This window comes from Streptomyces sp. JJ66, assembly GCF_019303495.1.
Classification (GTDB): domain Bacteria; phylum Actinomycetota; class Actinomycetes; order Streptomycetales; family Streptomycetaceae; genus Streptomyces.
Window position 1 is genome coordinate 18,422 of sequence record NZ_JAEVFI010000030.1, and the last position, 25,230, is coordinate 43,651.

The 25,230-nt window shown below is 72.7% G+C and carries 22 protein-coding genes, 1 tRNA gene and 2 pseudogenes; 13 read left to right on the forward strand and 12 right to left on the reverse strand.

The window, feature by feature from the left end; translation table 11 throughout:
• Positions 1-8: 8 nt before the first annotated feature.
• A pseudogene (locus JJV70_RS18800) lies at positions 9-767 on the forward strand (sporulation protein); the annotation flags it as partial.
• 47 nt (positions 768-814) lie between these two features.
• Here the strand turns inward: JJV70_RS18800 and JJV70_RS18805 are convergent.
• Positions 815-1,447 (reverse strand): hypothetical protein, encoded by a 633-nt coding sequence (locus JJV70_RS18805; protein ID WP_219049193.1) that lies wholly within the window; start codon positions 1,445-1,447, stop codon positions 815-817.
• A 205-nt stretch (positions 1,448-1,652) separates the two neighbouring features.
• Between JJV70_RS18805 and JJV70_RS18810 the strand changes: the two genes are divergently transcribed.
• Positions 1,653-2,489 (forward strand): DUF1206 domain-containing protein, encoded by an 837-nt coding sequence (locus JJV70_RS18810; protein ID WP_219049194.1) that lies wholly within the window; start codon positions 1,653-1,655, stop codon positions 2,487-2,489.
• A gap of 209 nt (positions 2,490-2,698) precedes the next feature.
• Here JJV70_RS18810 and JJV70_RS18815 read toward each other — a convergent pair whose 3' ends face one another.
• Positions 2,699-4,156 (reverse strand): aminopeptidase P family protein, encoded by a 1,458-nt coding sequence (locus tag JJV70_RS18815; RefSeq protein WP_219049195.1) that lies wholly within the window; start codon positions 4,154-4,156, stop codon positions 2,699-2,701.
• 153 nt (positions 4,157-4,309) lie between these two features.
• A complete protein-coding gene (locus JJV70_RS18820) occupies positions 4,310-5,905 on the reverse strand; it encodes a PP2C family protein-serine/threonine phosphatase (RefSeq protein WP_219049196.1) in 1,596 nt (531 codons plus the stop codon).
• 1,061 nt (positions 5,906-6,966) lie between these two features.
• Here JJV70_RS18820 and JJV70_RS18825 point away from each other — a divergent pair.
• Positions 6,967-7,647 (forward strand): bifunctional DNA primase/polymerase, encoded by a 681-nt coding sequence (locus JJV70_RS18825; RefSeq protein ID WP_219049197.1) that lies wholly within the window; start codon positions 6,967-6,969, stop codon positions 7,645-7,647.
• Between the two features lie 498 nt (positions 7,648-8,145).
• Here the strand turns inward: JJV70_RS18825 and JJV70_RS18830 are convergent, their stop codons facing one another.
• Positions 8,146-9,114: a DUF5926 family protein gene (locus tag JJV70_RS18830; protein WP_219049198.1), complete on the reverse strand. Its 969-nt coding sequence runs from the start codon at positions 9,112-9,114 to the stop codon at positions 8,146-8,148.
• Between the two features lie 256 nt (positions 9,115-9,370).
• Positions 9,371-9,928 carry an ATP-binding protein gene (locus JJV70_RS18835; protein WP_308294900.1) on the reverse strand — a complete coding sequence of 186 codons (558 nt, stop codon included), beginning with the start codon at positions 9,926-9,928 and terminating at the stop codon, positions 9,371-9,373.
• A gap of 424 nt (positions 9,929-10,352) precedes the next feature.
• On the opposite strand from JJV70_RS18835, the gene JJV70_RS18840 reads away from it, so the two are divergent.
• Complete coding sequence (locus JJV70_RS18840; RefSeq protein WP_308294901.1) at positions 10,353-11,885, forward strand: trypsin-like peptidase domain-containing protein; 1,533 nt, start codon at positions 10,353-10,355, stop codon at positions 11,883-11,885.
• Positions 11,886-11,932: 47 nt separating this feature from the next.
• Positions 11,933-12,020, forward strand: a tRNA-Ser gene (locus JJV70_RS18845).
• 131 nt (positions 12,021-12,151) lie between these two features.
• Here JJV70_RS18845 and JJV70_RS18850 read toward each other — a convergent pair.
• From JJV70_RS18850 to JJV70_RS18875, 6 genes are all read right to left on the reverse strand, one after another.
• Positions 12,152-12,403 (reverse strand): hypothetical protein, encoded by a 252-nt coding sequence (locus JJV70_RS18850; protein WP_219049199.1) that lies wholly within the window; start codon positions 12,401-12,403, stop codon positions 12,152-12,154.
• 333 nt (positions 12,404-12,736) lie between these two features.
• The gene (locus tag JJV70_RS18855) at positions 12,737-13,183 is read right to left on the reverse strand and encodes a hypothetical protein (protein WP_219049200.1); all 447 of its coding nucleotides are present in this window, start codon (positions 13,181-13,183) and stop codon (positions 12,737-12,739) included.
• A gap of 338 nt (positions 13,184-13,521) precedes the next feature.
• A complete protein-coding gene (locus JJV70_RS18860) occupies positions 13,522-13,920 on the reverse strand; it encodes a hypothetical protein (RefSeq protein WP_219049201.1) in 399 nt (132 codons plus the stop codon).
• Positions 13,917-14,210 (reverse strand): hypothetical protein, encoded by a 294-nt coding sequence (locus tag JJV70_RS18865; protein WP_219049202.1) that lies wholly within the window; start codon positions 14,208-14,210, stop codon positions 13,917-13,919. The genes JJV70_RS18860 and JJV70_RS18865 overlap by 4 nt, the downstream gene beginning before the upstream one ends.
• A complete protein-coding gene (locus JJV70_RS18870; RefSeq protein ID WP_219049203.1) occupies positions 14,204-14,632 on the reverse strand; it encodes an ATP-binding protein in 429 nt (142 codons plus the stop codon). Before JJV70_RS18870 ends, JJV70_RS18865 begins: the two co-directional genes overlap by 7 nt.
• 45 nt (positions 14,633-14,677) lie before the next feature.
• On the reverse strand, positions 14,678-15,085 hold the full coding sequence (locus JJV70_RS18875) for an NUDIX hydrolase (RefSeq protein ID WP_219049214.1): 408 nt from the start codon (positions 15,083-15,085) through the stop codon (positions 14,678-14,680).
• A 114-nt stretch (positions 15,086-15,199) separates the two neighbouring features.
• Between JJV70_RS18875 and JJV70_RS18880 the strand changes: the two genes are divergently transcribed.
• From JJV70_RS18880 to JJV70_RS18915, 8 genes are all read left to right on the forward strand, one after another.
• A complete protein-coding gene (locus JJV70_RS18880) occupies positions 15,200-15,988 on the forward strand; it encodes a GntR family transcriptional regulator (RefSeq protein WP_219049204.1) in 789 nt (262 codons plus the stop codon).
• A gap of 580 nt (positions 15,989-16,568) precedes the next feature.
• Positions 16,569-17,216 carry a hypothetical protein gene (locus JJV70_RS18885; RefSeq protein WP_219049205.1) on the forward strand — a complete coding sequence of 216 codons (648 nt, stop codon included), beginning with the start codon at positions 16,569-16,571 and terminating at the stop codon, positions 17,214-17,216.
• 1 nt (position 17,217) lies between these two features.
• A complete protein-coding gene (locus tag JJV70_RS18890) occupies positions 17,218-17,634 on the forward strand; it encodes a phage holin family protein (RefSeq protein WP_308294902.1) in 417 nt (138 codons plus the stop codon).
• Positions 17,610-18,239, forward strand: coding sequence for a DUF3618 domain-containing protein (locus JJV70_RS18895; protein WP_219049206.1), 630 nt, complete (start codon positions 17,610-17,612; stop codon positions 18,237-18,239). Before JJV70_RS18890 ends, JJV70_RS18895 begins: the two co-directional genes overlap by 25 nt.
• Positions 18,240-18,661: 422 nt before the next feature.
• A complete protein-coding gene (locus JJV70_RS18900) occupies positions 18,662-19,747 on the forward strand; it encodes a YihY/virulence factor BrkB family protein (protein WP_219049207.1) in 1,086 nt (361 codons plus the stop codon).
• 266 nt (positions 19,748-20,013) lie between these two features.
• Complete coding sequence (locus tag JJV70_RS18905) at positions 20,014-20,373, forward strand: hypothetical protein (protein WP_219049208.1); 360 nt, start codon at positions 20,014-20,016, stop codon at positions 20,371-20,373.
• Between the two features lie 250 nt (positions 20,374-20,623).
• Positions 20,624-21,226 carry a SigE family RNA polymerase sigma factor gene (locus JJV70_RS18910; RefSeq protein WP_219049209.1) on the forward strand — a complete coding sequence of 201 codons (603 nt, stop codon included), beginning with the start codon at positions 20,624-20,626 and terminating at the stop codon, positions 21,224-21,226.
• Between the two features lie 160 nt (positions 21,227-21,386).
• Positions 21,387-23,051 carry a long-chain fatty acid--CoA ligase gene (locus tag JJV70_RS18915; RefSeq protein WP_219049210.1) on the forward strand — a complete coding sequence of 555 codons (1,665 nt, stop codon included), beginning with the start codon at positions 21,387-21,389 and terminating at the stop codon, positions 23,049-23,051.
• A gap of 142 nt (positions 23,052-23,193) precedes the next feature.
• Here JJV70_RS18915 and JJV70_RS22950 read toward each other — a convergent pair.
• Positions 23,194-25,230, reverse strand: a pseudogene (locus tag JJV70_RS22950) (hypothetical protein); the annotation flags it as partial.

Genomic DNA, 25,230 nt, shown 5'->3' on the forward strand with positions numbered 1-25,230 from the left:
GCGGCACGATGGCGTTCAAACGGCTGCTTGGTTCGCTCGGCGTGGGCGGACCCCTGGTGGATACCGTCCTGACCGGCGGCCCCGTCCGCCCCGGCGGGGCGCTGCGCGGTGAGGTCCGGCTGGCGGGCGGCGGCACGGTGTTCCGCGTCGAGCACGTCACGCTCGAACTGGCCGCGCGCGTCGAGCACGAGCACGCCCAGGGTGAGGACGTCGGCGTGCTGACCTTCGCCCGGGTGACGCTCGCGGGCGGCTTCCGCCTCGGTGCGGGCGAGCGGCTCGCCCTGCCGTTCGACGTCACGCTGCCCTGGGAGACGCCGCTCACCGAGCTGAACGGGCGGCGGCTGGGCATCGTGCTCGGCGTCCGCACCGAACTCGCCGTCGCCGGGGCGCGGGACGCCGGTGACCTCGACGCGCTGGCGGTGACCGCGCTGCCCGCCCAGGAAGCCGTGCTCGGCGCACTCGGCCGCCTCGGCTTCGCCTTCCACTCCGCCGACCTGGAACGGGGCGTCATCCGCAACACCCGGCAGTCGCTGCCGTTCTACCAGGAGATCGAGCTGCGCCCCGCGCCGCGCTACGCGCGAGCCATGCGCGAGCTGGAAGTCACCTTCCTGGCCGGGCCAAAGGACCTGCACGTGGTGCTGGAGGCTGACAAGGGGCGACCGGGCGGCGGAGACGTGCTCAGCCTGCACACCGTCCCGCACGACGACGCCGGGCGCGACTGGTCCGCCGATGCCGACGCCTGGATTCGCGCCCTGCTCAGCACCCGCCGCTGACCTCGCCGCGCCCACCCCGATCCCGCCCTGGCGGAACCACCTCACCGGGCGCGTGACGCCCGGGTCCGCCGCCGGTACCCCAGCGCGCCACCGACCACGGCGAGGACGCCCCCGCCACCCGCCGCCCACCACGCGCCCAGCCGGACGCCGCCCCAGCCGTCCCGGCCCGCCGCGCTCTGGCCGCCAGAGTCGGCTCCGGCGGCGTGCGGCGGCGCGCCGGGCGGCAGTGGTGCCTGCCGCTCGGGGATCTCGTCACCCTCGACGCCCGCTGGGTGGAAGGCACCGCCCGTGACGGTGAAGCTGGCGCTGAACGGCCTGTCCTCGCCGCACACCACGTTCACCCGGTAGTAGCCGGGCGCCGCGTCCTTGGGTACGACGCCGGTGCCGCCGACCATGTCGCGCACCGGGCCGAGTGCCAGGTCGGGGAAGCGTTCGCCGTCCGGCGGCGGCACGAAGCTCGCGGTGCCGGTCTTGGCCGCGCAGGAACCGCCGTCGAACACCGCGAAGTCCTGCCCCGGTGCCACGCGCGTCGGCTGGACGATCACGCTGCGCCCCGGGTCGCCGTCCGCCGCCCGCGCCGCGCCACCGGGCACCGACGACACGGTGACGGCCCCCAGCGCCGTGAGCGCGCACCCGACGGCACGGAGCGCGGACGGCGTGGCTGTGGCGAGCATGCACGGGCTCCTCACGGGTCACGGTGTGGCCGGGACGCACCAGCGCCCACCGCCCATGACACCCCGCCCCCACGGCGCCGACCACCGGACCTACGCCGAACGGGCGGTGCGCGCTCCGCGTCCGGGCCGGGTTTCCGGCTCCGCGCCGGGGGCAAGCGGGAGCGCAGGGCCGGAGCCCGTCACCTGTCCCGGGAGGTCATCGACCATGAGTGCGAGCACGTCAGCCAGGAGAGCCAGAAGAGGAGGACGTGCCGTCCGGCAGGCGGCCAGCAGCTCCGCCATGGACGCCGCGGCCCGCTGGGGGCTGGGGGCGCGCGGCGTCATCTACGTCCTCGTCGGTCTGCTGGCCCTCCAGATCGCCTTCGGCGGCGGCGGGCAGGCGGACCAGACCGGCGCGGTGCGGGAGGTGGCGAAGGAGCCGTTCGGCGCCGTGGTGGTGTGGGCGATCGGCCTCGGCCTGGTCGGCATGGCGCTGTGGCGGCTGTCCGAGGCGCTGTTCGGCGCCTCCGGCCGGGACGGGGACCGGGCGTCCAAGCGCGCCGTGTCCGGCGTCCGGTTCGCGATCTACACGTTCCTGGCCTTCTCGGTGCTGAAAGTCGCCGTGGGCAGCGGCGGCAGCTCCAGCAACCAGCAGTCGCAGGACTTCACCGCCCGCGCCCTGGAACTGCCCGCCGGACGGTGGCTGGTGGGGCTCGCGGGGGTCGTCGTGCTCGCGACCGGTCTCTACATCGCCGTCCAGGGGCTGCGGAAGACGTTCCGGGAAGAGCTGAAGCTGGGCCAGATGTCGCGGCGGCAGCGCAAAATCGTGGAGTTCCTCGGCCTCGTCGGCAGCGTGTGCCGGGGCACGGTCTTCGCGGCGGCCGGGATCTTCGTGCTCCAGGCCGCGCTCGCGGCCGACGCGGACCAGGCCAAGGGCCTCGACCAGACGCTGCGCAGCTTCGCCGACACCCCGGCCGGGCCCTGGCTGCTCGCGGCGATAGCCCTCGGTCTCGCCCTGTTCGGCGCGTTCTCCCTCGCCCTGGCCCGCTGGCGCAAGGTGTGAGCCCCACGCCCGGGGGAGCCCGCGCAAGGTGTGAACCCCTGCCCGCCCGGTGTGAACCCCGGAAGGGGGCCGCGTAAGACGTCGCACGGCCGGGTCGCCTCGCGCGACCCGGCCGTCCGCTGTGGTCCCCGCGCGGCGGGCGGCGTCACCTGTGCGTCACCCGCCGGTACTCCGCCGCACGTCCCACCGGGTACGTCCGCGTCGGCGCGTCAGCCCCGCAGCGAGGCCATCCACGCCTCGACGTCCGCCGAGGTGCGCGGCAGCGCCGCCGACAGGTTCCGGTTGCCGTCCTCGGTGACCACGATGTCGTCCTCGATGCGCACGCCGATGCCCCGGTACTCCTCGGGCACCGTCAGGTCGTCGGGCTGGAAGTACAGGCCGGGCTCGACGGTCAGGCACATGCCCGGCTCCAGGGTGCCCTCCGCGTACGCCTCGCGGCGGGCGGAGGCGCAGTCATGCACGTCCAGCCCGAGCATGTGGCCGGTGCCGTGCAGCGTCCAGCGGCGCTGGAGGCCCAGTTCCAGCACCTTCTCCACCGGCCCCTCCAGCAGGCCCCACTCCACCAGGCGCTCGGCGAGGACGCGCTGCGCGGCGTGGTGGAAGTCCAGGTACTTCGCGCCCGGCTTGACGGCGGCGATACCCGCCTCCTGCGCGTCGTAGACCGCGTCGTAGATCGTGCGCTGCAGCTCGCTGAAGGTGCCGCTGACCGGCATGGTGCGCGTGACGTCGGCGGTGTAGAGCGTGTGTGTCTCCACACCGGCGTCCAGCAGCAGCAGATCGCCGGAGCGCACCGGGCCGTCGTTGCGTACCCAGTGCAGCGTGGTGGCGTGCGGACCGGCGGCACAGATCGAGCCGTACCCGATGTCGTTGCCCTCCACCCGGGCACGCAGGAAGAACGTGCCCTCGATGTAGCGCTCGGAGGTGGCCTCGGCCCGCTCCAGCACCCGCACGACGTCCTCGAAGCCGCGCACGGTGGAGTCCACCGCCTGCTGCAGCTCGCCGATCTCGAAGTCGTCCTTGACCAGCCGCGCCTCGGAGAGGAAGACGCGCAGCTCCTGGTCCCGTTCGGCGGTGACCTTGTCGGTGAGGGCCGCCTCCACGCCCGCGTCGTGCCCGCGCACCACGCGCACCGGACCGGTGGCCTCCTTCAGCGACTCGGCCAGGGTGCGCACATCGGCGCACGGCATGCCGTACAGCTGCTCGCTCTCGGACAGGCTGGTGCGGCGGCCCACCCACAGCTCGCCCTGGCCGTCGAGCCAGAACTCGCCGTTCTCCCGGTCCGAGCGCGGCAGCAGGTACAGCGTCGCGTCGTGCCCGCCGTTCTCGCGGGGCTCCAGCACCAGCACGCCGTCCTCGGTCTGGTTGCCGGTGAGGTAGGCGTACTCGACCGACGCCCGGAAGGGGTACTCGGTGTCGTTCGAGCGCGTCTTCAGGTTGCCCGCGGGAATGACCAGCCGCTCCCCGGGGAAGCGCTCCGACAGCGCCGCGCGCCGCCGGGCGGTGTGCTCCGCCTGCGCGATCGGCTCCAGGTCGCGCCGCTCGGTGTCGGCCCAGCCGGTCCGCATGCTCTCGGCCAGCTCGTCGGACACGCCTGGGTACAGACCGTTCTTCCGCTGCTTGTTGGGCTGCTCGTCTTCCGGGGTCTCCGGCGACTGCTGCTCGGCCACGTCGCTGCCTCCTTGCACGTACGTCACGGGGGGCCGCCGTCCATCGTATGTCCGAACGATGGGCGACCCCAGGGCGCGTTCCGTGACGCGGTGCGCAGGCGGGTACGGGGCGGGCGCGGGCGGGTACGGGGGCCGGCGCGGGCAGGGCGCTGGTCAGAAGCGGGCGGCCAGCAGTACGACGTCCTCCTCGCTGTCCAGGTCCGCGAGCCCGTCCGGCAGGACGGTGTGCAGCACGTGGTCGGTCAGCGCCTCGGGGTCGTCGCGCACCGAGGGCGCGGCGGACTGCGCGGCGGCGTGCACGCGGGCGAAGGCCCGGTCGGCCGGTTCACCGGTGCGCTGCACCAGCCCGTCGCTGTACAGCAGGAGCGTTTCTCCGGGCGCCAGGTGCAGCTCCACGCTGGGCGCCTCCCAGCACGTGAGCATGTTCAGCGGCGCGGAGAGCGTCGTCTCGGCGAACTCACACCGTGACGGCCCGACGATCAGCGGCGGGCAGTGCCCGGCCCCGGCGACGGTGACCCGCCGCGCGGCGGTCTCGGCGTACCCGAACAGGGCGGTGGCCGGGCGGGCGGGCTCGGTCAGCCGCAGCAGCAGCTCCAGGTCGGACAGGACAGCCACCGGGTCCTCGCCCTCCATGACGGCGTACGCGCGCAGCGACGCCCGCAGCCTGCCCATCACGGCCGGGACGCCGGGCCCGGTGCCGCTGACGCCGCCGACGGAGAGCCCGAACGCGCCCTCGGGCAGCGGCAGCACGTCGTACCAGTCGCCGCCGCCGCGCGGGCCGGTGCGGTGCCGCACCGCGAGCCGCACGCCCGGGACCCGGGGCAGGCGGCTGGGCAGCAGTTCCTCGCGCACGGCCGCGACGGCGGTACGGGCGCGGGCGAGCTCCAGGCGGCGCGCGATGTGCTCCGCGGCGCAGCCCAGGTACAGGGCGAGCAGGTGCCGCTGACGCTCGGAGGGCGTGCTGGGCTCGTCGTACAGCCATACCGCAGCGCCGAGACGTGCCCCGGGCAGACCGCAACCGGGTGCGCCGGAACCCCGGGCCGCGGTGACCGCTGGGGCGGGCATGGCCGGGGAGGACGCCGCCGGACTGGGCGGCGTGGGGCTGGGTGCCGTGGAGTCGGCCGTCGTGGGGGCGGATGCTGTGGGGCCGGGCATCGTGGGGCCGGCTGTCGTGGGGCCGGGCGGCGTCGCGGTGAGCGGGGCGGCGTAGCTGGCGGCGTAACCGAGCCGGGCCGCGACCTCCCGGTGCCGTGGGTCCAGCCCCTCCTCGTGGGCGAGGTCGGGGTGGGTCACCTCGTCGAAACCGGGCGGCCACCCCGTCGGCGTCCCGTACGCGGGGAAGCCGGAGCGTCTGGCCCGGCCGGAGTCCGGGAGCGCGCCCTCAGGGCCGGGCAGGCCGCCGGGGCCGGGCAGGCCGTCGAGCAGGCGCCCGAAGTTCGCCGTGAGCGGCACGGTCTCGATCTGGCCGAGCTCCGCGTGCCCGAGGCCGAGGCCGACCGTGCGCTGGGGGCCGAGCCCGTCGGCCGGGTTAAGGGCGAGGACGCCGCGCCGGGCGCCGACGAGCGCCGCGCCGCCGCGCAAGGTCTCGTGCAGCGTCGCGTCGAGCGTGGCGGCGCGGGCCAGCCGCTCGGTGAGATCGTGCAGCGTGGTGAGGTCGGAGATCCAGCCCGCGAGCCGGTCCTGTACGGCGGCCAGCTGCGCCACGGGGCGCGAGCAGCCCTCCGGGGCCCCGGGCTGGGCGCGGTGCATCACGCGTCCCGTCGCCGTCAGCCCCGCTCGCGTCCGGCCGTCCGTGGGGTGGCCCAGGGCCGAACTTGTCGCGCCTGCGGGGCTCCCCGCAGAACTCGTGGCACTCGCGGGCGCGTCAGTGTGCTCCGGCGAAACCGGAGGTGGGTTGATTCCAGCCACTTTTGACGAATGAGGCGTGCTCATGGCGAGCAGCTCTCGCCAGGGGTCGTTTCTCGCACACGCATCGCAAACCCCCATGTCATGCTGCTCTGCTCGAATGTGTCCAGATGTACACGGCGTGATGACCACGTGTCCAGCACTGCCGGGCGTGGGAGCGCTGGTGTCCAGGGGGCCCCTGGTTTCGGGGGGTGACAGAGGCAGTGTCTCGCAGATTGGCGGGAAAAGGACCCCGCTTACGCATTTTCACGATCGACTGAACCCTGTCAGCGGAGGACGCACGGCCACACCCGGAAGGGCAACGTCGGTGCCTCCACGACGCCACCGCGCGGAACGCGCTTCGGCCCGGCCCGTCGAACGGTAGACAAGCAGGCACACGCACGGCACGGCAAGCAGGGCAGCACCGGCACAGCGCACGACAGGGCGTGTCGCTCGCACCGGCACGGCGACGGCGCGGCACGTCCAGCGGCAACCCGGCGCGCCCGCCCCCGGGTCCGCCCGGACGGCGGGGCAGGCACCGGCGGCGGGTACGGCACCGGCGGCGGGGCACGGTCGGCAGGCACCACACACCGCGTGTCGTACCGGCACGGTAAGCGCGGTGGACACGAACTGTCCCCGGCACGGGCGAATTCGTAGAAGTACGCAGCAGTACGTAGTACGACAGGGGCAGTACGACAGGGCTGTACGACAGGGGCGCCACGACAGAGGCACGAGCGCCCCTGGCCGCGCCACCCCCCGCCCGTCGCACGCCCGCCCACGGCACGACGCGCCGTTCCGCACAGGCAGTACGAGCAGCACCGGCAGCACGAGCACCAGGACCAGCAGCAGTACGAGCACCGTGCGGGGCGCCGTCCGGCGGCCGAGTCGTCGGTGTATACGGACGTAACGGAAAGGAACGAGCGCTCATGCGCGAGATCCTCGGAAGTCGACGCGGGACCCGATGGGCGCGGCGCACCGCCGCGCTGACCTGCGCCACCGAGTGGAAGTGGCCGGTAGTGCCCGGAGTGGGGCTCACCGACCCCGGGCGGCCCGGCCGCTCCCCCCGCTCCGGGAGCGCTCCGGTCGCCGCCTGCGGCTGCCCGCTACCGGACTGCCCGGTACCCGGCGCCCACCCCCTCGAACCGGACCTGCTCGCCGCGACCACCGACGCCCGCATGGTGCGCTGGTGGTGGACGAACCGGCCCGCGGCCTCCGTGCTCCTGGCCACCGGCGGCCGGGCACCGTGCGCGCTGAGCCTGCCCGCGCCAGCCGCCCCCCTCGCCCTGGCCGACCTCGGCCAACGCGGTCTGCGCACCGGCCCCGTCCTCGCCACGCCGACCCGCGTCGCGCTGCTCGTGCGGCCCTACGATCTCGCCGAACTGGGTGAGTTGCTGCACGCCCGCGACCACGTGCCGACGTCGCTGCGCTTCCATGGCGAGGGCGGCTACGTCCCGCTGCCGCCCACCCGCACCCCGGCGGGCCCCGTGCGCTGGTCGCACGCACCGCAGGGGCCGACGCCGTACCTGCCGCGCGCTGAGGAACTGCTGGACACCCTCATCGAGGCCAGCACCGCGGCGCCGGACCCCGGCAACCGGCTGGCCCACTGAGCGGGCGGGACCCGGCGGCGAAGCGGGCGGCCAGGTGCGGGCATGGGAAAGCCCGGCCGCTGGCGACGGGGGATGCACCAGCGACCGGGCGTGGGGAAAAGGTAACAAGCAAAACGCCGTTCGCACATCCCGTCTCTGGCCCCGACACGCCGAATTCCCTGCCTGACAGGCGAGTTGTGATGAGCATCACTGGTCTTTCGGGATTCACGCAGCTCGCGCAAGACGGTCAGTGACCAGACATAACTGCCCGGAATCCGTCGCCACGAACGACGGCCGCCCGCCCCCACGGGCAGCGGAATGCCCCAAGACCCGGGTCTCACGCGCGGAGGTGGGGGCCGGAGGGTGGCCGACTACGGCATGGGCGTCGCGTGCCCGGGAGGGGGCCACGGGCGGGCGACATGCGACCGGCCGGGCGGACACCGGTGTCGGTGCGCCGGGACCGCCAGGCGGCTGGCGGTCCCGGGAGGTCGCACGGTCGGGCCCGCGTGGGGCTCGCCGTCAGCTCAGGGTGATCTGGCGGTTCGTCAGGCCGCTGCGGGCGCGGCGCTCGTCGGCGGACAGCGGGGCGTCGTCCGCCAGCGCCTGGGCCAGCCGCTCGGCGAACGCCGTAGCGGGCTTCTCGCAGTCCTCGGCCGTCATGGCGCCCGGCAGGTCCCACACCGGCACCATCAGGCCGTGCGCCCGGAACGAGCCGACGAGCCGCGTGTCCTCACCCAGGCCGGAGGCACCGGCGGCGTGCAGCCGCGCCAGCGCGTTCATCAGCCGCTCCTCGTCGTGCGGCATGACCCAGCGCAGGTGGTTCTTCTCCGGCGTGCGGCACCAGTACGCCGCCTCCACCCCGGTCAGCCGACTCGTCGGCAGCGCGGCGGCGTTCGCCCGCTCCAGCGACGCGGCCACCGGACCCGTCGCGTTCTCCGCGTCGGACAGCCAGAACTCGAACCCCTCGTGCACCTGAGGCACAAAGGGCGCGCTGAGGTCCAGCAGGTCCTGCAACCGCGCCTCGGTGCCGTCCGCCCGGCCCGCGTCCACCGGCTGGCCCGGCTTCGCGGACAGCGCCCGGCGCAGCACGTCCGCCAGGTCGCGGCTGAGGTCACCGGACGCGGTGTCGTTTTGCAGGCCGATCATCACCGAGCCGTCATCCCGCCGCAGCGCGGGCCACGCCATCGGCAGCACCGTGGCCAGCGTGACCGACGGGACGCCCTCGGGCAGGCCGTCGGCCAGCGTGAGCGGCACGGTGGCGGCCGGCACCAGCTCGCGCAGCGCCACCCAGTCGCACTCGCCGGGCAGGCCCTCGAACGGACGTTGCACCAGCTCCGTCGCCGCCTGCGCCGCCGCCCGCCCGTGGCACGCCTTGTACCGGCGGCCGGAAGCGCACGGGCAGGGTTCGCGGGCGCCCACGACCGGCACCTCTTGGTGGGCGAGCTGCGGCTTCGCGGCCTGGGGCTGGGGGCGGCGCTTCTTGGCCATGACGTGGATCTCCGTGGGGACAACCCGGCTCCCTCACGCGAGGGCCGCCGAGTGCTGACGACTGCTGGGCGGCAGCACGCCGTACGCGCCACCGCGCGCGAGCTTAGGCCACCACCCGCCCACCTCGCTGACTCCGCACCCCGGGCCGCCCGTCCCCACGCACGTCCGCACCCCCCACCGGCGACACGACCGCGAGTGCCACGCGCGGTAAGCCCCGGCACCCTCCCGGCCCTACCGCACGCGCCGGGGAACGGCGTCAGACGCTGCTGCCGTCGAGGCCGCCCAAGCCCTCACAGGCGTCCAAGCCCTCACAGCCGTCCAGCCCCGCTATTCCGTCCAGCCCCGCCGTGCCGTCCAGCCCCGCCGCGTTCTTGCCCGGCTTCTCGTCGCCGCCGCTCCCCGTGTCGGTGACCACCGCCCACACCGTCACCGCGTCCAGCTCGGCGTCCTCCCGCACGCCCCACGTCACGGCCAGCGAGGTAATGATGGACAGGCCACGGCCACCGCGCGCCGTCACCGAAGGCGTCGAGGGCATCGGGCGTGTGGGCCCGCCGCCGTCCGTCACCGCGATGGTGACCTCGCCGTCCGCGGCGCACCGCCAGCCCGCGCGGACCGAGTCGTCCGGCGGGAGCGGGCGCGCGTGCCGGTAGGCATTCGACAGCAGTTCGGAGAGGATGAGAACGGCGTCGTCCACGACCGCGTCCGGCGCCCCGGACGCGCGGAGCTCGCCGCGCATCCGCCGCCGTGCCTGGCCGACACCGATGGGCCCATGGGGGACGGCCATCGTCGAAGAAGCCGACACTTCCTGTGCCACCACCCACGCCACCCCCGGATACCTCCTTCTGCCCACGCACCGTGATGGATGCCCTTCCGGTACCGGCCGGAAACCGCCCCCCGGCCGCCGTTGACGCATGACGGACGCTTGACCGACGCATCCGTACGCGCCGCGTGCGCCGGTGCACGCCAGGTGAGCAAAATCTCCGGGGCGGACGGCTCGGGCCGGCCCCGGGGTGCGTCGTCCCGCACACCGTCCGCTCCGCGTGACACCGCACTGGCCGGGCACGATATGCCGCGCGTAAGGGAGACCGGGGCGGGCAGCCGCCTGGCTTACGCCAGGCTGACGCCGCTTGGGACAAGCTGACTGCACACTGGGAGAAGGGCCTCCGCCCGCTCCCTCCACACCGTCCCGCGCGACGACCGCGTACCCGAGAGAACCGCGTACCCACGAGGAGACTGCTGTGAGCACCGAGCACGAGGGCGTCAACCGGTCGCCTGAGGAGCGCCGCGACGCCGACCCCACGGCGCCCGGCGACCGCGTGCCTCCGGTCGAGCCGACCCCCGCCGCGGCAGGCCCCCCGCCCGCTGAGCCGCCGCACACCCCTGCGCACCCGGACCCGGCCGGGCCCGGGCCGACCCCCGCCGTGCACACCCCCACACCCCCGCCGCCCCCGCAGGCCGCCCCGGCCCAGCCCGGCTGGGACAGCGCGGACGGGACCCACTCGGGCGGCCCCCCCAGCGAGCCCCACCCCGGTGGCCCCCACCCCGGCGACCCCTACCCCGGGGGCGGTCACGGCGGCTACGGCAGCACCGGTACCGCGCAGCCCTGGGGTGCCCCCCTGCCCCCGCCCGCCCCGAAGAAGCGCCCCGGTGCCCTGGTCGCCGCACTCGTGGCGGCGACCCTGGTCGCGGGCGGTGTCGGCGGCGGCGTCGGCTACTGGGCCGCCGAGCAGTCCTCCTCGTCCTCGTCCCCGTCATCGTCCGAGACGGTGAGCAGCGGCACCTCCGGCACCAAGACCGTGCAGCGGTCGCCGGACTCCGTCGCGGGCATCGCGGCCGACGCGCTCCCCAGCGTCGTCACCATCCAGGTCAACGGCGGCAGCGGCGCGGGCTCGGGCGGCGGCACCGGCACCGGGTTCGTCTTCGACAAACAGGGCCACATCCTCACCAATAACCACGTCGTCGCCAGCGCCGGGGGCCGGGCGGAGATCACCGCGGTGTTCTCCGACGGCAAGGAGTACGACGCCGAGGTCGTCGGCCGGGCCGAGGGCTACGACGTCGCTGTCATCAAGCTGACCAACCCCGGCGACGCCACCCTCACCCCGCTCCCGCTCGGCGACTCCGACGAGGTGGCCGTCGGCGACTCCACCATTGCCATCGGCGCCCCCTTCGGCCTCTCCGGCACCGTCACCACCGGCATCGTCAGCGCCCTCAACCGCCCGGTCGCCTCCAGCGACGCCCAGGGCTCAGCGGCGTCCTACATGAGCGCGCTGCAGACGGACGCCTCCATCAACCCCGGCAACTCCGGCGGCCCGCTGCTGAACGCCGACGGAGAGGTCATCGGCGTCAACTCGGCGATCCAGTCGCCGGGTGGCGGCCCGACAGAGCCCGCTGGCAGCGTTGGTCTCGGCTTCGCCATCCCGGTGGACCAGGCCGAACGCGTGGCGAAAACGCTGATCGAGACAGGCGAACCGGTCTACCCGATCATCGGCGCCACCGTCGAGATGAGGCAGGGCAACGACGGCGCCGTCATCGCCAGCGGAGGCCCCGGTGGCACCGAGGCGGTCACCCCGGGCGGCCCCGCCGACGATGCGGGCCTGCGCCCCGGCGACGTCATCACCAAGTTCGACGGCACGGTCATCGACAGCGGGCCCACCCTGATCAGCGAGATCTGGACGCACAGCCCCGGCGACCGCGTCACCCTCACCTACGAGCGCGGCGGCGAAACGCAGCAGGTCCAGCTCACCCTGGGCAAGCGCGTGGGCGACGACTGACCCCACCCGCTACGCTGTCCCTGCGCGGCACCGAGCGTGCCGTGCGGGGAGGCGTGCCCGAGCGGCCGAAGGGACCGGTCTTGAAAACCGTCGTGGCGTAACCCGTCACCGTGGGTTCAAATCCCACCGCCTCCGCCCTGACGCCAACGAGAACGGCCCCTGACCAGCTCAAACGGTCCGGGGCCGTCGTCGCGTTCGGTCTCTTGTTGCCGACGGCGGTCCCCCCGCGATTCCCCACCTGGTAGGGCACGCGAGGGTATGGGAAATCAGTCGAGCGCGACTGATCGCTCACGAACACGATCGTCCAGTCTTCCTACCTCCAGGTCCCGCAACGCAGAGGCGTAGCCAGCAATGACTGCATCATGTACAACGTCTTGCAAATCGACCGGGATCAGCTCGTACACGCCGGAGCAGACGTTCTGGGCTGCCTCATGGGCAGACGGGTAATCCACATCCCGGATCTCGGCATCCAGACTGTTTCTGAGGCGGAGTCGTTCTTCCTTGTGGCTAGAGTCCATGGCGATCGCGATACCCGACTGGCTGCCTCGTAACCGCCTGACTGACGCCAGTGGAACGATACCCGCCGCTGATGACCGCCTTGTAAGTTCGATCCGATTCCACTCCGGCTGCTGTCCATCGACTGCTGCGAGGGCCAGACAGAGACGCCGGTGTGCTCGCTTATACACGGGCATTGATGTCAGCCGTAGATATCAGGCCCGCTCCTCAATGCGAACCTACGGGCGAGGGCTGAGGTTGCTGGGCGGGTTGGGCAGACCATGTAGAGCACGGATGGTCGGTGCTGGTCGGCGAGGTTGTTGTACTTCACTGCTGTAACCGCGACGATTTGACCCCTATGGAGTGCTCGTCGAATCGGCGCCTGGAGGCGTGACTTCCTGCTGGCTCTTCCCACCCGCCAGTTCATAGAAGAAGCCAAACACGCCAAGAATGATGAGAGGGATAGCAAGCACCCACCACCATAGGTATCCACCCCCTGCGAGGGCAGCCCAGGTCCCAAGAGCGATGCCGCCTCCGCCAATGAGAAAACCCATCACGATGCCTGCGACGTTTCGACTGAAGGTGTCCTCTCGCGTGCATGTCTCGTTGTATTTACGGGCCGTGGCATCCAATTGCAAGAGAAGCGTCTCCTTGGCCTCTGAGCCTTCAGGCAGAGCCACAGAGGCTTCAATCTCGGCCCTAAGCCGGTCCATGATCTGGCCTGACCTCGAACGACGGCTCAGGCGGGCGCCAAAGTATCCAGTAATCAGAGCGATCACCACTGGCGAGAAGGCCGTAACCACCTGTGTAAACGATATGTCTCTCAACGCCGCCCCGCTCTCTTGACCTAGTGCATGATCTACGTTACAGACCCATAGCCTGCACCTGGGAAACACCGGTCGGTGGAGCGGCTTTGGGCGGAGCTGCCATGGAGCGAGAGTTCATGGCCCCGCATGCTTCCGGCACGTCGGGCAGTCTGTGGACCTGCCTGGTAAAGCACGACGTTGGGGCCATGATTTTAGCCGTGGAACCCCCGGCCCCAGCCACAGAGGAGTTCTCCCACCATCGACCCGAGCTGTCAGGCGTGCGGCCGACGGCGGACGCGCCCCGCGCTGGGAGCTTGAAGACGTAGAGAAAGATGTTACTCCCCCCTCGTGCTGATGTCGGTGTGGGTGAGTAGTTCGTCGCAGGACGGTAGGGCGCTGGTGGTCCGGTGGGCAAGGGTGAGGAAGGTGACTGGGTGGGCTGTCCAGGTGATCCGGGTGGTGCCTTGAGTGATGGTGAGGGTGTGGGGCTCGCCGAAGTTGAGGTCGCGTTGGGCGTCGGCGTATTCGGCTTCGAGCCAGTGCCATGCCTCGTTGCGCGCTCTGCCGTGGAGGGCCGGTGCGATGGCACGTAAGGCCACGCGAATCCAGCGGATTGCCTGCCCGGGGGTAGTGGCGTCGAAGGTGGCCAGGGTGCGGGGTTCACCGCTTGCCGGGTCGCGGGTGAGGCATTCGCACCAGATGCCGGGTTTCGTGAGTGCTACGAGTCGGGTCATCGCGTGGGCTCCGTGTGGAGGACGTAGCGGGCTTCGTCGTCGTAGGCGGTGAGGGTGCATGGGTGGCCGCGTACGAGGCGGTGGAGGACGTGTTCGTGTTCGGCTTCGTCGGTGAGCCAGTGCCGTAAAGGCTGTGCATGCGGCGGGTCAAGTTGGGTGGCGATGTGGTGGGCTCGGGTGCGGAGCCATCGCAGGGCCAGGCGGGGGTTTCGGGTGAGGTCGGCGGCCAGCAGGAACTGGCGCCGTGCGCTGTGCACGGTGGCGTGGTAGTGGATGGAACGGGTCAGCATGAGCGGGTCAGGGCACAGGGGCGGTGGGTTGCTTCGGTGGGCAGGTGAGCGGTGACGGTGTGGCCCTGGGGTGTGGGCGTGACGGTGAGCTGGGCTGCAAGGGTCGTGACGATGCTGAGGCCGCGGCCGTGGGTGGAGTGGTCGTCGGCCTGGTAGAGGCGTGGGCTGGTGTCGCTGGAGCCGGTGTCGGTGACGGCGATGGTGATGGCTTCGGCGGTGCGGGTGATGGTGAGGCGGAAGGCGGGGCTGGTGGTGTGGGTGACGGCGTTGGCGCCCAGTTCGGTGACGATGAGGGCGGCGTCGTCGGCGCAGGGGGTGTCGTGGAGGAGGTCGCGGGTCCAGCGGCGGGCGCGGCTGACTTCTTCGGGGAGTCCGGGGAGGAGGAGTTCCCAGACGCGACCCATACTCGTATACTCATCCATACAAGTTCTCCTGTGCTGGTGGCCGCTGTGGACCGTGGGTGTGTGCTAGACGAGTTTGACCCCGTCGTGGGCGCGGATGGCGGGTGGCGACGGGGCGTCGAGCGCGTCCAGGACGCGGATCGCGTACGCCTCGTCGGCCAGTTCGGAGACCTCCTCGCGGGTGACCCAGCGCAGGGCCTTGGCCTCGTCGCCGGGGGTTGGCAGACCGTCGATGGCCTCGCAGCGGAAGACCAGGGAGACGATGAAGCCCTTCATGTTCTTGTAGACGCCGGTCAGGGCCGCCGGGGTGGCGATCTTGATGCCGGTCTCTTCGAGGACTTCGCGCTGGAGGGCCTCGGGGAGGGTTTCGTCGGCCTCGACGACACCGCCGGGCGGCTCCCAGTGACCGTTGTCGCGTCGCTTGATGAGCAGGGCGCGACCGTGGTCGTCCACGATCACCCCGGCGACGCTCACGGAGTGGGGGCGCTCGGCAGTGCTCACGTTCGGCTGCTCTCGTTCTGTCGGCTGGCTAGGCTCTCACGGTGCAACATAACTTAGCCTCTTGTCTAGATATCTAAAGGAGTACACATGGCCGCTCTTCCTTCCGGGCTGCTCGGCTCGCTGGACCCGACCAGTGACCGCGCGGTGTTCCGGCAGATCGCTGACCAGCTGCGGGAGGCCATCGCCAATGGTCGCTTCGCGGAGGGGGCCAAGCTCCCTTCGGAGGCGGAGTTGGTCGAGCACTTCGGTGTGTCCCGGATGACGGTCCGCAATGCGTTGTCGATGCTCCAGAGCGAGGGGCTGGTCTCATCGGAGCACGGTAAGGGTGTCTTCGTCCGGCCGCGTCCGCCGGTCCGTCGTCTGGCTTCCGACCGGTTCGCCCGACGTCACCGCGAGCAGGGCAAGTCGGCCTTCACCGTGGAGGCCGAAGTTGCGGGGAGCCGTCCGGAGGTGGACCACCTGGAGGTGAAGGAGGAACGGCCTACGGCTGACGTCTCCGCTCGGCTGGGGGCGCCCCGGCGGGTCCTCGCGCGGCGCCGTCGGTACCTGCTCGACGGGCGGCCGGTGGAGTTCGCCACGTCGTACCTGCCGCTGGACCTGGCACGCGATACGCCGATCGCCCAGCCGAACCCCGGCCCCGGTGGCATCTACGCCCGGCTGGAGGAGCTGGGGCACACCCTCGAACGGTTCGAGGAGGAGGTGCGCGCCCGGATGCCCTCCCCGCAGGAGAGCAAGACGCTGCGGCTTGCCTCCGGAGTGCCGGTCATCCATCTCGTGCGGACGGCCTACGACACCAAGGGACGAGCCGTGGAGGTGTGCGACACGGTGATGGCTGCGGACGCTTACGTCCTGTCCTACCAGCTGCCTGCCACGTAGGAAGCAGTATCGCACGGGGGTTGACGCTGCCCCGCGAGGTTCGTCTCCGCCGAACTCGTACCCACTGGGAGGTGAACTCAAGTAGGCGGGCGGTCAGCGCCGGTGGCAGAGCGCGGCTGGGTTGGAACACCTCCCCGGGCCGTGCTGTTCATGCGCTGCGGGCGTCGAGTGGCCAGCAGGCTGGGGTTGTTGAAACCAGCGGAAGGTGCTGCGGAACACCCAACGGAACGCGGCGTCTGTCGCCCTCGCCATCTCCCATCTCGCCATCTCCCATCTCGCCATCTCGCCAGGGATATGACCCATGGGGTGCGGCGGTCATACCAACGGTCTACGGACCAGGCCACCGAGGTCGGTGAAGTCCCTTCCGCTTCAAGCCAGTTGAGGAAGGAGGCTGACGGAACCGGCTGTGCGGGATGGGCGCGGCGCCAGGGCCGTGGGGAAGCCTGGCGGGCGGAAAAGCCGTTGCGGGTGTCCTGTTTCCACCTCCCAGACCGGGGTATTCGGCGTGGCCTAGCGCCCGAATGGCGGGCGCCGACCGTATGGACGGGAGCCGACAGGCTTCTGCGGAGAGGTGGGCAGCATGAGCGAAAACTTGTCCGGCAGCGCCAGCCCGGGCGGAGCCTACGGGAAGCCCACGGGGGAGGAGAACCAGGACAAGAAGGAGCGCGCCAAGCAGGCCGCCGGAGACGTGGCGGGCACGGCCGCGCAGCAGGCCAGGGTGGTGACCGACGAGGCCCGGCGGCAGGTCGGCGGTGTGGTGGACGGCCTGCGGGAGCGGGCACAGGGGGAGGCGCAGACGCAGGTCGAGCGCTTCTCCGGAACGCTGCGCCAGTGGGCGGAGGACCTGGATGTGCTGGCCCGGCACGCCCCGGAGAACTCCCCGGTCTCCAGCCTGGTGCGGCAGAGCGCCGAGGGTGGCCACCGGGCCGCTGACTACCTGGACCGTCAGCCGGTGGACGGGATGATCCGGGACCTTCAGGGTTTCGCCCGGCGTCGTCCCGGCGCGTTCCTGGGCGGGGCACTGCTGGCCGGGCTGGTGGTGGGCCGCCTGGCCAAGGCGAGCCAGCAGCAGGGGCGTGGGCAGGGCTCCGCGCCGGGCCAGCCGCCGGTCGCCGGGCGAGGGCCAGAGCAGGGCTCACCGGAGCTTACGGGCGGTACGCAGTCGCCGGTCGGCTACGGGGGCGCCGCGGGTCAGCACTCTGCGCTGCCGCCGTCCCGGGAGGTGTGAGGTGAGCACTCTGCCACCCGAACCGCAGCCGACGTCACCGGAGGAACCGTCGGTAGGGCAGCTGCTGTCCGAGGTGCTCTCCGACGTGCAGAAGCTCTTCCGTCAGGAAGTCGAGCTGGCCAAGACGGAGGTGCGTGAGGAAGCCGCAAAGGCGGGCAAGGCAGGCGGACTGCTGGGCGGAGCGGGGTTCGCCGGGGTCATGGTGGCCCTGTTCGTCTCGCTCACGGTGATGTTCGCCCTGGGCAACATCATGGACCTGAGCCTGGCCGCACTGCTGGTCACGGTGGTGTGGGGGGCGGTCGGCGCCGTCCTCTTCACGCGGGGTCGCGCCCAGTGGCGCGAGGTATCGCCGAAGCCGGAACAGACCGTGGAGACACTCAAGGAGGATGCGCAGTGGGCACGACGCCTGAAGAGCTGAGGGCCGAGATCGAGACGACCCGGGGAGATCTCGCCACGAACGTCAACCGTCTTACCGAGCAGGCCAGTCCACGGCAGCTGGCCCGCCGTCGCACCGCGCGGGCCCGCCGGTCCCTGGTGAGTATGCGGGAGCGCGTCATGGGGTCGGCCTCAAACGCGGGGGCCTCCGCCAAGGACCAGGCTCGCGGGGCCGCAGACAGCGCCCGGCAGACGGCCGGGCAGGTGGGAGAGTCCGTCCAGGATCTGCCCGAGCAGGTGAAGCGGCAGACGGAGGGGAACCCCCTGGCCGCCGGGATGGTCGCCTTCGGTGTGGGGCTGCTGGCGGCTTCCCTGCTGCCTGCCTCCGAGCCGGAGCAGGTCGCGGCCCAGCGGCTGGAGGAGAAGGCGGGCGGCGCGATCGAGGCGGGCAAGGAGGCAGCACTCGAATCGGCCCAGAACCTCAAGGAGGAGGCCACCCAGCGCGCCCGGGAAGGGGCCCAGGAGGTGCAGGGGACGGCCAGCCAAGCGGCTCGGGACACCCGGGACCAGGCCCGGGAGCAGGTCAGTTCAGCGGACGGGCCGGGGTCCGGCTCCCCGGAGCCGCCGCACAGCGGCCCGCGCCCGTAGCGGGCAACCGGCCCGGATGCCCGGGGCCTTGGCATCGCGGAGAGGCCGTCTCAGACAGCTGACGCCTCCGTGGTGCCAAGGCCCCGGCCGTGTTTTCCGGGCCGGGGAACCGGGCGTTTTCCTCTACCGCCTCCCGGAAGCGCCTCCTCGGCTGCCGGGACTGCCCCATTCCGTGAAGTGCGCGGGGTAGGTGCGGAACTGGTCTTGGCGCCGTACGGCGACGGCAGGACTCCCCCAAGTGCCGGACCAGCGGCCCGGCAAACGCCCAGGCAGACCTGCTGCGACCCCCTCCGCCTGTCCCGTGCCGGGACGGCGGAGGGGGTTGGCCGTGCGCGGACAGCGGAGCCCGGGGCGGGTCAGCCGACACCTGTTCGGTGGTGGGGGAGAGGAATAACCCCCGGCTGCGCGGCTAAGCGGGAGGCATGGCACACACACCAGAGGCGGAACGCGAGCAAGGGGGGCGACGCCCCGTGGCACAGCGGCAGGGAGAGGAAAGCGGAGGCGGGGAGGAAGCCCGGGAGCGGCCGGGGAGCCCGGGGCCGGACGCGGCGGTGGAGAGGGAAGCTCCCAACGTGCCGACGGCGCTGCCCACCCGTTCCTGGTGGGCGGTGTTGAAGGGGACGGTCACGGAGTTCAAGGAGGACGAACTTCCGGACCGGGCAGCGGCCTTGACCTACTATGGCGTGCTGTCCCTGTTCCCGGCGCTGCTGGTGCTCGTCTCCCTGTTGGGGGTCGCGGGCAAGTCGGCCACCCAGCAGGTGATGGACAACCTCCAGCAGCTCACTCCCGGGGCGGCCCGGGACATCGTGACCAGCGCGGTGGAGCAGTTGCAGGGCCGGGGCGGTACGGGCTCGGTGATGGCGATCGTCGGCCTGCTCGGCGCGCTGTGGTCCGCCTCGGGGTACATCGCGGCGTTCGTGCGCTCGTCCAACGCCGTCTTCGACATGCCGGAGGGGCGGCCGGTGTGGAAGGTGCTGCCGCTGCGTCTGGCGCTGACGGTGACGCTGGTGGTGCTGGCGTGTGCGAGCGCGCTGATCGTGGTGTTCACCGGCGGGCTCGCGCAGCGGGCGGGTGCCGCGCTGGGGGTGGGGGACACGGCGCTCACGGTGTGGTCCATCGCGAAGTGGCCGGTCCTGGTCTTCCTGGTCACGCTCATGATCGCGCTGCTGTACTGGGCCGCGCCCAACGTGCGCGGACGCGGGTTCCGCTGGGTGACCCCGGGCAGCTTCCTAGCCCTGGTGATCTGGCTGCTCGCCTCCGGCGGGTTCGCGCTGTACGTGGCGAACTTCGGCTCGTACAACAAGACCTACGGCACCTTCGCGGGTGTGATCATCTTCTTGGTGTGGCTGTGGATCACCAACCTGGCGATCCTGCTGGGCCTGGAGTTCGACGCCGAAATGCTGCGTCAGCGCGCTATCGAGGGTGGTCATCCCGAGGACGACGAGCCCTACGTCCAGCCCCGCGACACCGCCAAGTGGAGCGAGGAGGAACGGGAACACGCCGGATAGCCATCGCGCCGCCGCGTTCGGTCAGCCGCCGCGTTCGGTCAGCCGCCGCGTTCGGTCAGCCGCCGTGTCCGGTCAGCCGCCGTGTCCGGTTCAGCGAAGCGTGGGGCGAGAGGTTTATCTGTATGTCGTCATGCTTGCGGGGGAAACCGCCGGGCTGAGTGATTCGCCAGGGTGTGGATGGGCAGCTTCGGGAGCGACGTCGCACCGTGCTGGGGTCGGCCAACTGCCAGCACAGCCACACGCGTTCCGTTCACTGGAGGAATCACATGGCACGTGTTCGTACGGCCCGCATCGTCGCCGCGGCAGCCGCTGTCCCACTCGCCCTGGCCGCGTTCGGCGGGATGGCCCAGGCCCACGACGGCTACGACGACTACAGCAGCTACAGCGACTACGCCGACTACGACGCCCACGGGGCCTTCGCCGGGTTCGGCTCCAACGCGGGCGTGGTCAGCAGCGTCGGCAGCGGGGTGCTGGGGGACAACCTCGGCAACTCCACGACGAACCAGCAGGCGGCCACCGGCTGGGGCGCCTCGAACCAGGCCAACAACGCGAGCGTCAACGGGTCAGGCTTCACGGTGATCGACCAGGACAACATCGACATCGACTTCTCCGACCTCGACGACTGAGCCGTCAGGCGCCTCCCTGGGGAAGGGCGGCGCCGGTCAGTGGTGAGGTCCGGGCCGTGCGGCCGCGCCGACAGCGCGGTCGCACGGCCTTGTCGTGGGGAGCGCGAGGGGACGGGGCCGCGCCGGGGTGACCTCGGGGTTCGCTCCACCTCTGGGAGGTGCGGGCGAGGGGCTCCTCCGACTTCAGGCGGAGGAGGCTCGGCACTTCCGGGCGATCCGAGAGGGCCCCGGGCGCTTCTAGCGTGGAGCCATGACCACGCCTGGGACTTCCGACCGCGGCGCCGCCAGCGCCCTGGCCACCGTCACGCCTCTCGTTCCCAAGCAGCGGCGCCGGACGGCGGCGGGGACGCCGCTGACGTTCACCTCCTACGTCCGGCAGCGCGGCCCCGTCCTGCTGCGCACCGCGCGCTCCCTCACCGCCAACCCGTGCGACGCCGAGGACCTGCTGCAGACGGCGCTCACCAAGACGTACCAGGCCTGGGACCGTATCGAGGACCACCGCGCGCTGGACGGCTACGTGCGCCGCGCGCTGGTCAACACGCGCACCTCGCAGTGGCGCAAGCGGCGGGTGGACGAGTTCGCCTGCGAGGAGCTGCCCGAGCCGGAGCCGGTGGACGGCCCCGACCCGGCCGAACAGCAGGCGCTGCGCGACGCGATGTGGCGCGCGGTGCTCAAGCTCCCGGCGCGCCAGCGGGCGATGGTCGTCCTGCGCTACTACGAGGACCTGAGCGAGGCGCGGACGGCCCAGGTGATGGGGGTGTCGGTGGGCACGGTCAAGAGCGCCGTCTCGCGGGCCCTGGCCAAGCTCCGCGAGGACCCGCAGCTGACGGCCGAAACCCGCGCCGCAGCCTGAACCCCGCACCCCGCACCCCGCACCCCGGCCACGCGCCGCGCTGGGGCGGTGTGCCCAGGGGGTGCGCAAAGCCAGCGGACACAGCCTCCACCGGGTGACATACCACCCGGCGCCGCGTGAGAATCACGGAACCACCACCGTCTTCGCACCGGGAGGTCCCGTGCTCAGCACGATGCAGGACGTACCGCTGAACGTGAGCCGTATCCTCACCCACGGTTCCACCGTGCACGCCGCCGCGCAGGTGATCACCTGGACGGGCGGGGACGAGCCGCAGCGGCGCAGTTTCGCGGAGATCGGCGCCCGGGCCGCCCAGCTCGCGCACGGCCTGCGGGACGAACTCGGCGTCACCGGTGACGAGCGCGTGGCCACCCTGTGCTGGAACCACGCGGAGCATGTCGAGGCGTACTTCGCGATCCCCTCCATGGGCGCCGTCCTGCACACGCTGAACCTGCGCCTGCCGCCGACGCAGCTCGCGTGGATCGTCCGCCACGCCGCCGACCGGGTAGTGATCGTCGATGGCACCCTGCTGCCGCTGCTCGCGCCGCTGCTGCCGCACCTGAAGACGGTCGAGCACGTCGTCGTCACCGGCGCCGGAGACCGCGCGCCGCTCACCGAGGCCGCCGACCAGGCCGGGGTCCGGGTGCACGACTACGAGGAACTCATCGGCGGCCGCCCGACGACGTACGCGTGGCCGGAGCTGGACGAGCGCCAGGCCGCCGCCCTGTGCTACACCTCCGGCACGACCGGTGACCCCAAGGGCGTGCTGTTCAGCCACCGTTCCATCTACCTGCACGCCATGCAGGCCAACAGCGCCGAGGCGTTCGCCCTGTCCGGCGACGACATCGTGATGCCGGTCGTCCCCATGTTCCACGTACAAGCCTGGGGGCTGCCGCACGCGGCCTACATGGCGGGCTCCTCGATGCTCATGACGGACCGCTTCCTCCAGCCCGGCCCGATCGCCGAGATGATCGAACGCGTCCGGCCGACCGTCGGCGGCGCCGTGCCCACCATCTGGCAGGGGGTGCTCGCCGAGCTGGAGGCGAACCCGCGCGACGTCTCCTCCATGCGCCGCTGCATCATCGGCGGCTCCGCCTGCCCGCCCAGCCTCATGCGCGCCTTCGAGGAGCGGCACGGCGTGACACTCCTGCACGCCTGGGGCATGACGGAGACGTCGCCGCTTGGCACCGTCGCACTGGCGCCCGCCGGGGTGAGCGAGGACGAGCGCTGGGCGTACCGCCTGACCCAGGGGCGGCTGCCCGCGTCCGTGGAAGCCCGGCTTGCCGCCCCCGACGGCACGATCGCGCCGTGGGACGGACAGAGCACCGGCGAGCTGGAGGTGCGCGGCCCGTGGATCGCCGCCGCCTACTACGGCGGAGCGGACGCCGAGGAGCCGCTGCGTCCGGACGACAAGTTCAGCCCCGACGGCTGGCTGCGCACCGGCGACGTCGGCACCATTACCGCCGACGGCTTCCTGACGCTCACCGACCGGGCCAAGGACGTCATCAAATCGGGTGGTGAGTGGATCTCGTCGGTGGAGTTGGAGGGGCATCTGATGGCCCACCCGGATGTCGCCGAGGCGTGCGTGGTGGCGGTGCCGGACGAGAAGTGGGGCGAGCGCCCGCTGGCCACCGTCGTGCTGCGCGAGGGCGCGCGCGCCGACTTCGCCGCGCTGCGTGCGTTCCTCGGCGACCACGTCGCGAGCTGGCAGCTGCCGGAGCGGTGGACGGTGATCCAGGAGGTGCCGAAGACGTCGGTGGGCAAGTACGACAAGAAGGTGCTGCGCAAGCGCCACGCGGAGGGCGAACTGGACGTCACGACGCTGTAGCCGCCCGCTCGGCGCCCCCGGTCGGGGTCGGCGTGAACTGGCCTGCTCCTCTCAGTTCGCGCCAGCCCCGGACCGTTCGCGCCGGTCCGGGTCAGACGCCGGTCCCGGTCAGACGCCGGTCCCGGTCAGACGCCGGTCCCGGTCAGTTCGCGCCGATCTTCGCCAGCAGGTCCACGATGCGGCGCTGCACCTCCGCGCTCGTGGAACGTTCGGCGAGGAACAGCACCGTGTCGCCCGAGGTCAGTAGCGCCTGCTCGGCCGCGTCCATCACCGCCGAGGTATAGACGACGAACGGCGTACGGTTCAGCAGGCCGTTGACGCGCAGCCAGTCGATCACCCCGGCCCGGCGGCGGCGGATCTGCCGCAGGTCCATGACCACCAGGTTCGGCCGCACCTCGGCCGCGAGCGTCGCCGCCTCACTGTCGGTCGGCGTGTGGAACACCTGCATCCCGCGCCGCTCCAGCGATGCGGTGAACGCCTCCGCGATCACCGAATGCTCCTCCACCAGCAGCACCCGCGGCGGATGCTGCTCGCTGTCGCGCGGGGCGAGCGCCTTGAGCAGGACGGCCGGGTCCGCGCCGTAGGCGGCCTCCCGGCTCGCCTGCCCGAGCCCCGCTGTGACCAGCACCGGCACCTCGGCGGCCACGGCGGCCTGCCGCAGCGACTGGAGCGCCGTGCGGGTGATCGGGCCCGTCAGCGGGTCCACGAACAGGGCCGCCGGATACGCGGCCATCTGCGCGTCCACCTCCTCGCGCGAGTGCACCAGGACGGGCCGGTACCCGCGGTCCGTGAGCGCCTGCTGTGTGGAGACGTCAGGCTCCGGCCACACCAGCAGACGGCGCGGATTGTCCAGCGGCTCGGGCGGTAGCTCGTCGTCAACGTCGATGGGGTGCGGCGGGGTCGCGGCGCGCTCGTCGCGCACCTCGACCGCCCCGTTCGGCCCGTCCAGCGGTTCCGGACCCTCGTCCGCCCCCGCCTCGGGCGCCCCGATCGCGAACTGTCGCCCGGGATGCGGAGGCTGGGCGGCGTCCCCCGGGCGCCCGGGCTGCTCGGAGTGTTCCGGCGCAGGGGACTGGCCCGGCTGGTGCGCGGGCGGCTGCGCATGCGCGGGGGCCGGGTCAGGGCGCGCGGCCGGGCCGCGTCTCCCCTCGGCGGGCGGGGTGGCGAGCTTGCGGCGGCGGCCGGTTCCGCCGGGCGGCGTCGCCGGGGAACCCTGAGCCGGAGTGGCGGCGGGCTCGCTCCCGCCCGTGCCCGGTGGCTGGGACGACGACGGGGGCACCGGCGGGGCCGCTGGCGGCGCGGCCGGTGTGCCCGGGGCGGGCGTGGGCGCCGCACCGGCGGACCGGGCGTACGGCAGCCCCTGGCCCAGCGTACGCACGCTGAAACCGTGGCCGAGCGAGCCCTCACCGGGCGCATGGTCGCCGGGGTGATCACCGGGCTGCTCGGGGGCACGATGAGCGGGTGGGCCGCCCGCACGGGACGGACCCGGGCGCGCGGGCTGCCCCTCGCCCCCGAGTATCGGGCTGCCCGCGACGCCAGAGTGCGGCGATTCCCGCAGCGACGCGGCGCGGGCGTCGCTCCGGGCGGGCTGACCGTGGACGGCGTCCGCAGCGGTGGGCTCCGGGTGCGCGGAGCCGTGGTCGGCGGGCGGGTGCGGGGCGCTTGGCGGCTGCTGGGCGGGCGGTTCCGGCGCGTGCGGCGCGCGGCCGTGCGGTGCGCTTGCGGCATGCGGTGCGCCTGCGGCGTGGGGTGCGGGCGCCGCGTGCGGCTCGGGCGGGGCTGGTGCGTGGGCGTGCTGGGCTGCGGTGTGTGGTGCGGGCGTGGCGTGCTCCGGCGTGGGGGCGGCGCCCGACTCCTGCGGCGGTGCCCCGTGCTCCCCGGCGAGGTGGGCCGGGCCGGACGGCTCCGGCGGCGTCGGCTTGCGGCGCCGCCCCGTGGGCCGATCCGCCCCAGGGGGCTCCGCGCCAGGGTGCGCGGGTGCGCCCTGACCCGCGTGCGCGGGGTGGGGCGGGGCACTCGGGTCCGCCTGCGCGGCCGGGTCAGTCCGCGGACCGGGGCGGGTGGCGGCACCCGGGTCTGCGGGCGCGTCGGGGTGGGCGTGTGCGCCCGGGGTGGCGGGGGCGCCGGGTGGGTGCGGGGCCTCCGGGTCGGCGTGGGGGCCGGGGTCGGCGTGCGCGCC

Coding starts and splice junctions, on each gene's coding strand:
- JJV70_RS18805 (WP_219049193.1), bottom strand. CDS start 1,447: ATGCTCGCCACAGCCACGCCGTCCGCGCTCCGTGCCGTCGGGTGCGCG.
- JJV70_RS18810 (WP_219049194.1), top strand. CDS start 1,653: ATGAGTGCGAGCACGTCAGCCAGGAGAGCCAGAAGAGGAGGACGTGCC.
- JJV70_RS18820 (WP_219049196.1), bottom strand. CDS start 5,905: ATGCACCGCGCCCAGCCCGGGGCCCCGGAGGGCTGCTCGCGCCCCGTG.
- JJV70_RS18825 (WP_219049197.1), top strand. CDS start 6,967: ATGCGCGAGATCCTCGGAAGTCGACGCGGGACCCGATGGGCGCGGCGC.
- JJV70_RS18830 (WP_219049198.1), bottom strand. CDS start 9,114: ATGGCCAAGAAGCGCCGCCCCCAGCCCCAGGCCGCGAAGCCGCAGCTC.
- JJV70_RS18850 (WP_219049199.1), bottom strand. CDS start 12,403: ATGGACTCTAGCCACAAGGAAGAACGACTCCGCCTCAGAAACAGTCTG.
- JJV70_RS18860 (WP_219049201.1), bottom strand. CDS start 13,920: ATGACCCGACTCGTAGCACTCACGAAACCCGGCATCTGGTGCGAATGC.
- JJV70_RS18865 (WP_219049202.1), bottom strand. CDS start 14,210: ATGCTGACCCGTTCCATCCACTACCACGCCACCGTGCACAGCGCACGG.
- JJV70_RS18870 (WP_219049203.1), bottom strand. CDS start 14,632: ATGGATGAGTATACGAGTATGGGTCGCGTCTGGGAACTCCTCCTCCCC.
- JJV70_RS18880 (WP_219049204.1), top strand. CDS start 15,200: ATGGCCGCTCTTCCTTCCGGGCTGCTCGGCTCGCTGGACCCGACCAGT.
- JJV70_RS18885 (WP_219049205.1), top strand. CDS start 16,569: ATGAGCGAAAACTTGTCCGGCAGCGCCAGCCCGGGCGGAGCCTACGGG.
- JJV70_RS18900 (WP_219049207.1), top strand. CDS start 18,662: ATGGCACACACACCAGAGGCGGAACGCGAGCAAGGGGGGCGACGCCCC.
- JJV70_RS18905 (WP_219049208.1), top strand. CDS start 20,014: ATGGCACGTGTTCGTACGGCCCGCATCGTCGCCGCGGCAGCCGCTGTC.
- JJV70_RS18910 (WP_219049209.1), top strand. CDS start 20,624: ATGACCACGCCTGGGACTTCCGACCGCGGCGCCGCCAGCGCCCTGGCC.